Here is an 11,973-nt window from a genome sequence, read left to right as displayed (position 1 = left end):
AACTTTATCTTTGTAAACGGGAAAAAATGAGAATAACAATATGGCTCTCAATCGCTGTTTTTGTTACCACTCTGTATTGGCCACAATTAGTCAATTATAGTGGTATATTCAGTTGTGCGCTGTGTATTTTTGTTTTTTTATGTTGGCCAAAGTGGCGGTATTTGGCAATTTTGCCATTTACAGCACTTTATTTTAGCCTTTTTAGTTACGTTAGTTTATTTGGCGGGTCTTTTGAATCCATTAACTATAAACCGCTACTTGCCAATGATCTGTTAGCAATACCTTTATTAGCAAAGGATTTAGCTCATCTGCAGTCAACTTCGCGTACTTCACTATCCAATTCTGAACCAGGGAATCATCAATTAGTAAATAATATTTCAAACATTAAGAAACATAAGCAACAAGTAAGTCAGACCTCTTCTACACTTAGCAAACAAGACAATACCATAATTGTCAGGGTTAAATCATTAATCAATACAAAAAATACTGGTTATTTTATAGCAAGTATTATTTCCATCAATGAACAACGTTGTGATTTTTGCCCATTAGTTGAAATGCGTTGGTATAAACCTAACCTGCAAGTTCAAGCGGGCCAAGTGCACCAATTCAAAGTGAGGTTAAAAGCGTTACAAGGCAAAGCTAACCCTCATGGTTTTGATCGGCAAAAATGGCGTTATTCACAGCACATCGCTTACATTGCGAATATTAAACAACATATGCAAGTTATTGATAAGCGTATATCAATACGGGCAAGCTTATATCAAAAAGTGATGCAAGCTACAAACGAGCTGCCACAGCAGGGGAGTTTACTGGCACTTATTTTTGCCGATAAAAGTTTATTAAATGAGCACGAGAAAAGCTTGATTAAACAACTTGGAATTGCCCATTTATTTGCCATATCAGGATTGCACATCGGGTTGTTGTTTATATTTTCTACGGTTATTTTAAATGCAGTATTTAAGCAACTTTTACCTGTCAGATATTTAGGTTGGTTTTGCTGGCGTTTAGTGAACACGGTCGGGTTGTTAGTGTGTTTAAGTTACGGCTATATTTCCGGGTTTTCTTTACCCACAGAGCGTGCATTATTGATGTTGTTAATCAGTGTGTTAGTACTCTCAAGTAAATTGAAAATTAGCCTATTGGATTTACTTCTTTTATGCTTATGGATCATTTTATTGCTGGATCCATTATCCATTTTGAGCAGTAGTTTATGGCTATCTTTTATGGCCATGAGTACGATATTGGCATTTATTTGGCTATTGCAACGGCCTCAGGAAACTACAGAACAGAAAAATTCATGGTATAAGGTCAAATTACAACGATTATTCATTACCATTAAAGGTTTATTACTATTGCAGTTAGTTCTAACCTTATTTATGTTGCCAATTCAATTAATTAATTTTTCAGCAATTAGTCTTTATGCACTACCGATTAACCTCATTGCTATTCCATTATTTTCTTGGTTTATTATTCCATTAACGTTACTCGGTGTAATGTTTTTACTGTTAATAGAGCCCGTCGGGGTAGCTCTATTCTCAATTAGTGACCAATTTCTTAGCCATTTTCTCGATTATTTCTCAATACTGTCTGCGGGATATGTGACGTTATCTCAATTGCATATTGTATTGATCTTAACCTTCATTCTTTTCAGTTCATTATTTTTATTATTAAACTTGATACACCGTTTTTTTAATATCACTAAAACGAAAATGTGGTTATTACCGTCAATATTGTTAGTTTTTGTAGGCATTAGAGTTGTGGAACAAAGATGGCAAAATGAGCAACAGTGGCAACTAGAGGTTTTTGATGTTGGACAAGGCTTAGCAATCCTTATTTACAGTAATGGCCAAACTCTATTGTATGATACAGGGCCAAGTTATGGTGGTAGTTATGCTGTGGCAGAGAGCACTGTCTTACCTTATTTACAAGCTCGTGGCATCACGCAGTTAGATTATTTTTTTATTAGCCACAGTGATAATGACCACGCGGGGGGAAGGGCAGTCATTCAAGATAACCTTGATATAAAAAAAGCGTATGCGGGTGAAGCTGACTTGATGAATCAAACTCAAACTCAAACTCAAACTCATAGTCACCAAACTAATAACCGTCTATCTAAAAAACATAAAAATAAGCGTCATACACAGTATCAACAGTGTTTCAGTGGTCAAGTACACCAGTTAGGTAAATTAACGTTGACTACCTTATCTCCTTCATCAGTAGGGAGTAATAACAATAATAACTCCTGTGTATTACAGGTCAGTGACGGTGTTAATAGGGTGCTACTAACGGGCGATATCAGTAAAGCTGTAGAACAAAAATTAATAGTCGAAAACCGTCAATCAATAGCCGAAAAAAATGTTAACAATTTACATGCTGATATTCTAATCGCCCCACATCATGGCAGTAATACCTCCTCAAGTTTGGCATTTATAAAGCAAGTTAACCCGCAATGGGTGGTGTTTTCCGCAGGGTACAAAAATCGTTGGCGTTTCCCTGTTGAGCAAGTGGTACAACGTTATCAACAGTTAGGAATTAAGCATTTAAGCACAGCAAATACTGGATTTATTCGATTTAATGTGCAAAATCATCACATTGAAGTAAAAACTTATAGAGAAGATCTTGCCGCTTATTGGTATCATCGGCATCTTGCATTGTAAATGGCTTATTTGGTGTATTCATGAAAGAGAATAAAGAAAACGGCTGGTCGATATTAAAGCGACTAGTGAGTTATATTAAAGAATTTAAACTGGCGTTATTTGGTGGGATTATCGGCATGGTAGGTTACGCCGCAGTTGATATGGCGCTTATCTGGTCCCTACAGCCTTTAATCGACGATGGTTTCACTGGTAAAGATCCAAGTGTGCTAGAAATGATGCCTTATTTCGTTGTCATTATTATTGGACTACGTGGTGTATCTGCATTTTTGAGTTCTTATTGTATGGCTTGGGTAGGCACACATGTTGTGATGAAGCTACAACGACAGCTTTTTTCACAGTTGATACTGCTACCTATCTCATTTTTTGATAAAACCAATACCGGTGACTTGTTATCAAAAATCACCTATGACGCAAGCCAAGTTTCTAACGCGGGCAGTAATGCTCTTGTTAAAATTTTCCGTGAAGGTGCCACTGTTATTGGCCTTGTAGGGTTAATGTTTTATCAAAGTTGGCAATTATCGTTAGTGTTTTTTGTAGTTGCACCGATCGTGGGTATTGCTATTAATATCGTTAGTAAACGTTTCAGAAAAATAAGTAAAAACTTACAAAATGCGATGGGCCTAGTAACCACGTCATCGGAACAAATGTTAAAAGGACATAAAGAAGTCTTGATGTTTGGTGGTCAAAAAGTCGAGAATGAAAAATTCAAAAAAGTCAGTAACACGGTACGTTCTCAAAATATGAAAATGGCCAGTGCAAATGCGATTAGTGTTCCTGTCATTCAAACTATTGCCTCATTTGCTTTAGCGTTTGTGCTTTATCTTGCTACCTTCCCGCAAATCATGGATACGCTATCTTCGGGTACTTTTGTGGTGATCATCAGCTCTATGATGGCGTTAATGAAACCGATTAAAAATGTTACGCAAGTTAACAACGAAATTCAAAAAGGTATCTCCGCTAGTACCAGTCTTTTCAATATGTTAGACATGACACAAGCGAAGGATGAAGGAACATATGACGCTGAACGAGTGAAGGGTGATATAAGTATTGATAATATCGTTTTCACTTATCCTACGGCTGAAAAGCCAGCATTAAATCAAGTCAGTTTTGAAGTTAAATCAGGCCAATCTGTGGCGTTAGTAGGTCGCTCTGGCAGTGGTAAATCGACCATTGCTAATTTGTTAACTCGATTTTATGACATTGACTCCGGTGTAATAAGATTAGATGGTAAAAATATAGAAGAATATCGTTTAACCTCATTACGTAGTCAAGTTGCTATTGTGTCTCAAAATGTACATTTATTTAATGACACTATTGCTAATAATATTGCGTACGCCAGTGAAGGTAAATTCTCTGAACAAGATATCGTTGATGCTGCAACTACTGCCCATGCGATGGAATTTATTAATGGATTTCCTGACGGACTGAACACTATTATTGGTGAAAATGGCGCGATGTTATCCGGTGGTCAACGCCAACGCTTAGCTATTGCTCGTGCGTTATTACGTGATGCACCTATTTTGATTTTAGATGAAGCAACTTCAGCACTAGATACTGAATCAGAGCGTCATATACAATCTGCATTAGATGAGTTACAGAAGAACAGAACTTCGATTGTCATTGCGCATCGTTTGTCTACCATTGAACATGCCGATCAAATTTTAGTTATTGACCATGGTAAAATTGTAGAGCAAGGTACGCACGCAGAATTATTAGCACAAGGAAAGATTTATCATAGCTTAAACCAGATGCAAGCATCGGGAGAGTTGTAATGCCATTTTGGTATCAACCAACACGTTGGTGGGCATGGAGCCTATGGCCTTTTGCGTTGTTAATGCAATGTATTAATGTTATTCGTCGCTATTGTTATACAAAAGGTTGGTTAAAAAGTTATCAAAGTGCATTACCCGTTGTGGTGGTTGGCAATATCTCCGTAGGTGGTAATGGCAAAACCCCTTTTGTGATCAGCTTGTGTGAGTTATTAATGGCACAAGGTTATAAACCCGGTGTGATCAGTCGAGGCTATGGCGGTAAAGCCAACAGTTATCCTTTGTCAGTGAACATGGATACCACCGGAAAAGAAGCGGGTGATGAACCTGTTTTAATCCACAAACGTTTAAATATTCCGGTGGTGGTTGATCCAGTACGCGCAAATGCTGCGGCTTACCTTAATCAACATTGTGATGTTGATGTCATTATTACCGATGACGGTCTTCAACATTATGCGCTGCAGCGAGATATTGAAATTGTAGTCGTTGATGGTAAACGTCGTTACGGTAACCAGCATATTATGCCGATGGGGCCATTAAGAGAACCAACTAGTCGCCTAAATAGTGTAGATTTTATTATTAATAACGGTGAACAGCACGCAGGTGAATTCACAATGTTATTAGCACCATCTGCTGCTAAGAAAGTGAATGGAGAGGCTTCTTCTTTATCCGTTCAAGAGGTCAATGCCTGTGCCGCTATTGGTTATCCACCGCGTTTTTTTGATACCTTGGTAAAACAAGGTTTTAGTGTTAGAAAACAAGTGGCGTTTGCTGACCATCATCCTTATAGCGAAGAAGATTTCAAACAATTTGAATCTAATCTACCACTATTGATGACAGAAAAAGATGCCGTTAAATGTGTTGCATTTGCGCAACCAAATTGGTGGTATTTACCTATTGATGGACAACTATCCATTGACTTTACTCAGCCTTTTTTAGAAAAATTAAAACAGATTAAGGAATCAAAATGTTAGATATTAAATTACTGGATATTATTGCTTGCCCAGTGTGCAAAGGTAAATTAGCTTATGACAAAGTTAATAATGAATTAATCTGTAAATTTGATCATTTAGCTTATCCCGTGCGAGACGGAATTCCGGCTTTATTGTATGTTGAAGCTCGAAGATTGAGTGCGGACGAGGAATAACTATGTCATTTATTGCTGTCATTCCTGCCCGTTATCAATCAACACGTTTACCAGCGAAACCACTGGCTGATATTTTGGGTAAAACCATGATTGAACGCGTTGCAAATCAAGCTCTGCTGAGTGGAGCAAAACAAGTTATTGTTGCAACCGATGATCAACGTATTGTGGATGTATTACACAATGTACAAAATATCGATGTTTGTTTAACGTCTCCTGACCATGAGTCAGGAACTGATCGACTTGCTGAAGTCTGTGCTATTTATCAGTTTGCCGATGATGAAATTATTGTCAATGTGCAAGGTGATGAACCACTTATTCCGCCGGTTGTTATAGAGCAAGTGGCCAATAATTTATTTACTAATCAACAGGCCAGTGTCGCAACATTAAGTGCGCCTATCACCGACCAAGAGGATGCATTTAATGTTAATGCGGTCAAAGTGGTGACCGATAAAAACAATCTCGCATTATATTTTAGTCGAGCAACAACGCCGTGGGATAGAGATAACTTTACGCCACAAAATCAACAGGCTAAACAAGTCAATTTAACGCATTTACAACGCCATATTGGTATTTATGCCTATCGAGTTAGTTTTTTAAAACAATATGCGGAACTGTCGGTTTCACCATTAGAAGTCATTGAAAAATTAGAGCAATTGCGTGTATTGTGGCATGGTTTTAAAATTCACGTCGATGTCGCTTGTGAAATACCACCTGCTGGTGTTGATACCGCTGCAGATCTACAACGTGTGATTGATGTTTTAGCAAACGCAACCCAACACTCTATGGAGTCATAACACTTATGCGTATTTTTATTATCTGCTGTGTGAGTTGGTTATTAATCGCTTGTGGTGATGAGCGAGATGATCGTTTACAAGCAAATATTAAAACCGCTGATTATTTGATCGAGAATCTAGGCTCAGACTTAGATGCCGGGCGTGTCCGTAATGCGATTATTTTACAACAATACGCTCAGTTACTCGCAGCACAAAAACCGTCACTTAAACCCTTAGTTACTGAGCTATCTAAGGATGCTAACCGATCTGGACCAATGTATTATTCATTGAGTCATCGTTTGTCTACGTTGCAATCAAAGCCTGAATTATTGGGTGATATTGATGCACAGTTGTCAGAAAGTGATACCTTAATAGAAGCGTCCGACCCTAACTTGTTCAGTGATGCATTGTCAGATCCAATCAATGTAATCGCAGATATGTCTGAAGGAAAGCTAGCGCGTGTTAATGCCATCAGCCAAGCACAAAGTTTGCAAGCGAACGCGGCAGAAAATAATGGGGCGGGGAGTCAGTTAGTAGGTAATCCAAGTTACGGGCAGTGGCAAACAAACAGTAGTGGCGGTTCATTTTGGCAATGGTACGCTGCGTACTCTCTGTTTTCTGCTATTTCCCCTCGTCCGATTGGTTACCATAACTGGTCATCTCGACGTGATTATAGTTATTACAATGATGTTGGTCGCCAACGTTATACCTCACCACAACAAAAACAGTCTCAAAATGATTTAGCACAACGAACTAAAAAACAGTTTGCCAATAAAGGCGGTTTTAATAGCCCTTATGCCAAATCAAAAACGGGCGCGAGTCGGATGTCTACAGCGAGTAAAAAAGCACAAAAAGCCCCAAGTTTTGCATCTAAGTCTAGTTATTCTAAGCAAAAGTCTACCAGTACTGGCAGTAGTAGCTTTAGAAATAGTAAATCGACCACGTCACGCGGCGTTAGTCGCGGTAAATAAGGTATTGATATGAATGAGTTAATTACAACATTGGAAAACAATAGTTCCCTAATAGGTTACTTAGCTATTGATATGGCAGTCGCGATGCTTTTCCTCGGCTGTATCCGTTATATGATGGGTCTATTCAATAAGTTAGATACCACTGATGAACTGGCTACCAAGGACAACTTTGCATTTGGTATTAGTATGGCTGGCGGTGTCGCGGCTATGGGCATCGCACTAAGTGGTGCAATTACTGGCGAAGTGGCAGGCTCTTATAAAATAGAGTTAATTGGTATGCTCAGCTACGGAATAGCGGCATTAATCTTGATTAAAGCAGGCCGCTATATTCACGATAAATTTGCCTTACCTTCTTTTAATAAACAAGATTTGATCGGTAATCGAAATATTGCTGTTGGTTTAGTTGATGCTGCTTCTGCTATTGCAACGGCTATTGTGGTGCGTGCTGCCATTATTTGGGTAGAAGGGATCAGTGTTGATACCTTTATTGCATTAACGTGCGTGTGGATAGTGTCACAGGTAATGCTAGTGATCATTACGCGTATTTTTGAATGGAAGTACTCGAAAAACAACGGTATTACCTTTCAAACTGCATTAGTGAATGAGCATCTTGCATTATCCATTCGCTACAGCGGCTATTTAATCTCTACGGCAATGTCAGTTACGGCAGCCAGTTACTTTATTGAATTTAATATCGACGAATTATGGTTAGGGCTAGCACAGTGGGTCGTGATCAGTGTGGTATTAATGGTGCTATTAACTCTGTTAACAACCGTTGCTAAATTATTAGTGTTATGGGGCATTGACCGTCGACAAGAAGTTGAAGATCAGCAAAATATCGGTGTTGCAACGATTGAGTTAACAACCTCATTTTCTATTGCTTTATTACTAATGGCATTAATGTCGTAATTTACAGTCTCCTAAATCGTTCAGGCCATCTTTAAGATGGCCTTTTTTATAAGCGAATATCAATCTATGTCCTTAAATGCTGACAAAAATAACAAAATAAAACTCCTTGTTGACGATACACTATTAATTTTAATCATGGCGACCTTAGCCTGCTGTGGTTTGATTTACGAATACCTTTTATCCCATTATTCAGCGCGCATTTTAGGCAGTGTTGAAACGGTTATTTATGCAATCATTGGGATCATGATTGTGTCCATGGGCTTAGGGGCTTTTGCAGCAAAAAGAATAAAGGATGCATTTCAAGGATTTGTGGTATTAGAGTTAACCGTTGCATTGATCGGTTGTAGTGCAACTTTGTTAATTGCTTCGGTGATTGGTTTTAGTCAAACCTTGCCACAAATTATCGCTGATACCTATCAAATACCTAATGATGTATTAGTGAATGGCGATTTTCTATCAACGCTAAGTTGGGTAAGCCTGCAGCTACCTTACTTTTTTGCATTTGTTCTTGGCTTTTTAATTGGTATGGAAATCCCACTAATCGCTCGTATTCGAGAGACCGTTTATGGTCATCATCTCGCCCATAATGCAGGGACTATTTATGGTGCAGACTATATTGGTGCAGGGATAGGGGCTGCTATCTGGGTGTTGTTCATGCTGAAAATAGAAATCAGCCAAGCAGCGGCATTAACTGCGTCTTTAAACCTGATCGCAGGCTTTATCTTCTTAGTTCGCTTCAGAACTTATCTTCGTTTTAAAGTTAAGCTGGTGTTAGGGCACGTTCTATTAGGGCTGTTAATTGTATTAATTTTTGTTTCTGGTGGACATTGGCAAAAGCAGATGCAGAATATGTTGTATTTGGATAAAGTAGTTTATCAAACGCAGACTCCCTATCAGAATCTAGTATTTACTGAGCGTCTACTTGGTGGCGGTTATGAACCTATTTATAATTTTTATATTAATGGTCGATTGCAGTTTTCGAGTCTAGATGAGCATATTTATCACGAATTTTTAGTACATCCTGCAATGCAAGCATCAGCCCGCCACGATAAAGTATTAATCATTGGGGGAGGTGATGGGCTTGCTTTAAGAGAAGTACAAAAATGGTACCCTAAGAAGGTCATTTTAATTGATCTTGACCCTAATTTAGTAGCCTTATTTAAACAACCTGAAAAATTTTTACCTGCACATTTAAGCAATAAAATTAAAGCATTAACACAAAATAGTTTTAATCAACCCGAGGTTGAAGTGATTCACGATGATGCTTTTATTGCTATTGATAAGCTATTAGCTGCCAACATAAGTTTTGATACGATTATTGTCGATTTACCGGATCCAAGCCATCCAGATTTGAATAAATTGTATAGTGTTAATTTTTATTATCGCTTACAGCATTTATTAAATGGTGACGGGACGATAGTTATCCAATCAACATCCCCATTTCATGCAAAATCAGCTTTTATCTCAATCGGTAAAACATTACAAAAGGCTGGTTATCAAACCCAACAATACCATCAAAATGTTCCATCATTTGGTGAGTGGGGTTGGACCATTGCAAGTAAAACTGGGTTGCCTCCTTTACAACGATTATCTGCATTCAATGATATTGATGTTCCAACAAAGTGGTTAACGTTGCCGTTATTAACGGGGTCATTTGTTTTTAATAAAGATTTCTATGTAGATAAAGATAACATCAAGGTTAATTATCTAGGCAGTAATGCGCTTTATCAATACCATCAACAAGCGTGGGAAGTTGAAACTGAATTTTCTCATTAAATAGATTAATTGATCTTTCATCAATTGAAAGATCAACAAACCACAAAGTCTTTAAACCTTGAAGCCTATAAAACTTAAAATATAAACCCGAAGTTTTTGTATTTGTATTTTTATACGTCATAAATACGTCTTATTTTTGCAACCTAACTGTCATCGTTATTACTTATCTTAATTTAAAAGCATAAAAAACGCTGAGATAAGAGGTATGACTAAGATGATTTCAAGCCAACAAATTTTAAAAAAATATTTTCCACTGTTACAAGAAAATACCTTAAAACATAAGCTACTCAGTTCTGTTTGCAAAAAACTGCTTCATGAAAAGGAATTTATTCACTTCGCAGATTGTTATCCCAACCTACGTGGTTTTGATTTGATAGAAAAAACCCTCGAACATTTTGATTTTAGTTTTGCCACGATTGACAGGCAAATTGAGCGGATACCAGTCACAGGGCGTGTTGTTATTGTATCTAATCATCCTATTGGCACCCTAGATGGTTTGGCATTGTTGCACTTAATTAGGAAGCTGCGTAGTGATGTAAAAGTGGTGGCCAATGAACTGTTAATGGAAATATCTGCGTTACATGAGTTATTACTACCGGTTAATAACTTTTCGGGTAATACGGCAAAACAAGATTTATTAAATATTCATGATTTCCTTTCCTGTGATGGTGCAGTGATCATCTTTCCTGCCGGTGAAGTTTCTCGTTTTACAGCCAAAGGTATTAAAGATTGTACTTGGCATAAAGGTTTCTTAAAAATAGCTTTACGTGCTAAAGCACCGATCCTACCGATACATATAAAAGCAAGAAATTCATGGACATTCTATGCGTCTTCGTTTTTTTATAAACCACTTGCAAGTCTGTTATTAGTACAGGAGATGTTTAACCATAACCAACAAAGCATCCTGGTAAGTATAGGTAAATTAATTCCTTTCAATAGCTATGCTAAAAATAAGTTATCAACTCAGGTAAAAGTAAACTTGTTACAAAATGAGGTCTCCAGAGTAGCTAAAGGTAAAGTTAGTTATTTCAAGACAGAATCGGTGATTGCACACCCTGTCCCGAGAGTTGATTTAAAGCAAGCAATTGAAAAATGTAAACTGCTAGGTAATACGTCGGATAATAAATGTATATATTTACTAGAAAACCCACAACAGGGCGTGCTATTAAAAGAATTAGGTCGATGCCGTGAAATAACTTTTCGGGCTGTTGGAGAGGGGACGGGTAAAAAACGTGATGTAGATAAATACGATCTAGAATATATGCACATTATTCTATGGGACCAAACACAGCTTGAGTTAGTTGGTGCTTATCGTTTTGCTAAGACATCAAAATTACTCACTACGCAGGGATTAGATGGACTATACAGTCATAAACTATTTCAATATGAGTCTGATATGCATCCCATATTTGAGCGAGGTATTGAGTTAGGGCGTAGTTTTGTACAACCTAAGTATTGGGGAAAGCGCAGTTTAGAATCTTTATGGCAGGGGATTGGTGCTTATTTAGCCATGAATCCGGATATACGTTACTTATTTGGAGCTGTTTCTTTAAGTGCTACTTTACCTAGGGCTGCTCATGCTTACCTTGTTTATTTTTATCAGTTATATTTTCCTGCGCAGGGTACATTAGCAAGTGCACGTAATGGTTATTTAATATCAGATGAATTAGATAATGAGTTATGTAAGTATTTCACTGGAGAAAATTATACAAAGGACTTTATGAAGTTAAAAACCATGATGCATGATCTGGGTGTTAGCGTACCGACACTTTATAAACAATATACTGAACTTTGTAATGAAGGAGGTGTTCAGTTTGTTGATTTTAATATTGATCCGGACTTTAACCACTGTGTTGATGGTTTAGTGGTAGTGGATTTAAGTTATTTAAAACAAAAAAAGCAGCAACGATATATCGATATTCACCTAAAGTAGCGCTAAAAAAGTAACGCTAAAAAATAATAAATTTTCTT

9 protein-coding genes are annotated in these 11,973 nt (G+C 37.5%); all 9 read left to right on the top strand.

What is annotated here, in order from left to right:
• The first annotated feature begins 26 nt into the window (after window positions 1–26).
• Window positions 27–2,657 (top strand): DNA internalization-related competence protein ComEC/Rec2, encoded by a 2,631-nt coding sequence (locus MT391_RS05090; RefSeq protein ID WP_499497110.1) that lies wholly within the window; start codon window positions 27–29, stop codon window positions 2,655–2,657.
• A 20-nt stretch (window positions 2,658–2,677) separates the two neighbouring features.
• Window positions 2,678–4,429 (top strand): lipid A ABC transporter ATP-binding protein/permease MsbA, encoded by a 1,752-nt coding sequence (gene msbA / locus MT391_RS05085; protein WP_499497109.1) that lies wholly within the window; start codon window positions 2,678–2,680, stop codon window positions 4,427–4,429.
• Window positions 4,429–5,400 carry a tetraacyldisaccharide 4'-kinase gene (gene lpxK, locus MT391_RS05080; RefSeq protein WP_166369103.1) on the top strand — a complete coding sequence of 324 codons (972 nt, stop codon included), beginning with the start codon at window positions 4,429–4,431 and terminating at the stop codon, window positions 5,398–5,400. Before msbA ends, lpxK begins: the two co-directional genes overlap by 1 nt.
• A complete protein-coding gene (locus MT391_RS05075; RefSeq protein WP_166369105.1) occupies window positions 5,394–5,573 on the top strand; it encodes a Trm112 family protein in 180 nt (59 codons plus the stop codon). Before lpxK ends, MT391_RS05075 begins: the two co-directional genes overlap by 7 nt.
• A 2-nt stretch (window positions 5,574–5,575) precedes the next feature.
• A complete protein-coding gene (gene kdsB, locus MT391_RS05070; RefSeq protein WP_499497108.1) occupies window positions 5,576–6,367 on the top strand; it encodes a 3-deoxy-manno-octulosonate cytidylyltransferase in 792 nt (263 codons plus the stop codon).
• Window positions 6,368–6,372: 5 nt separating this feature from the next.
• A complete protein-coding gene (locus tag MT391_RS05065) occupies window positions 6,373–7,317 on the top strand; it encodes a hypothetical protein (RefSeq protein ID WP_499497107.1) in 945 nt (314 codons plus the stop codon).
• A gap of 9 nt (window positions 7,318–7,326) precedes the next feature.
• Window positions 7,327–8,226: a DUF350 domain-containing protein gene (locus tag MT391_RS05060; RefSeq protein WP_166369109.1), complete on the top strand. Its 900-nt coding sequence runs from the start codon at window positions 7,327–7,329 to the stop codon at window positions 8,224–8,226.
• A gap of 36 nt (window positions 8,227–8,262) precedes the next feature.
• The gene (locus MT391_RS05055) at window positions 8,263–10,002 is read left to right on the top strand and encodes a polyamine aminopropyltransferase (RefSeq protein WP_499497106.1); all 1,740 of its coding nucleotides are present in this window, start codon (window positions 8,263–8,265) and stop codon (window positions 10,000–10,002) included.
• Between the two features lie 205 nt (window positions 10,003–10,207).
• Window positions 10,208–11,935 carry a bifunctional ornithine lipid synthase OlsF gene (gene olsF, locus MT391_RS05050; RefSeq protein WP_499497105.1) on the top strand — a complete coding sequence of 576 codons (1,728 nt, stop codon included), beginning with the start codon at window positions 10,208–10,210 and terminating at the stop codon, window positions 11,933–11,935.
• Window positions 11,936–11,973: the final 38 nt, after the last annotated feature.

Source organism: Vibrio sp. 1-Bac 57 (assembly GCF_037546855.1).
Lineage (GTDB): Bacteria > Pseudomonadota > Gammaproteobacteria > Enterobacterales > Psychromonadaceae > Psychromonas.
The sequence above is the reverse complement of the archived record's forward strand: the minus strand, read 5'-3'. Positions and strand labels throughout refer to the sequence as shown.

Coding starts and splice junctions, on each gene's coding strand:
- MT391_RS05090 (WP_499497110.1), top strand. CDS start 27: ATGAGAATAACAATATGGCTCTCAATCGCTGTTTTTGTTACCACTCTG.
- msbA (WP_499497109.1), top strand. CDS start 2,678: ATGAAAGAGAATAAAGAAAACGGCTGGTCGATATTAAAGCGACTAGTG.
- lpxK (WP_166369103.1), top strand. CDS start 4,429: ATGCCATTTTGGTATCAACCAACACGTTGGTGGGCATGGAGCCTATGG.
- MT391_RS05075 (WP_166369105.1), top strand. CDS start 5,394: ATGTTAGATATTAAATTACTGGATATTATTGCTTGCCCAGTGTGCAAA.
- kdsB (WP_499497108.1), top strand. CDS start 5,576: ATGTCATTTATTGCTGTCATTCCTGCCCGTTATCAATCAACACGTTTA.
- MT391_RS05065 (WP_499497107.1), top strand. CDS start 6,373: ATGCGTATTTTTATTATCTGCTGTGTGAGTTGGTTATTAATCGCTTGT.
- MT391_RS05060 (WP_166369109.1), top strand. CDS start 7,327: ATGAATGAGTTAATTACAACATTGGAAAACAATAGTTCCCTAATAGGT.
- MT391_RS05055 (WP_499497106.1), top strand. CDS start 8,263: ATGGCCTTTTTTATAAGCGAATATCAATCTATGTCCTTAAATGCTGAC.
- olsF (WP_499497105.1), top strand. CDS start 10,208: ATGACTAAGATGATTTCAAGCCAACAAATTTTAAAAAAATATTTTCCA.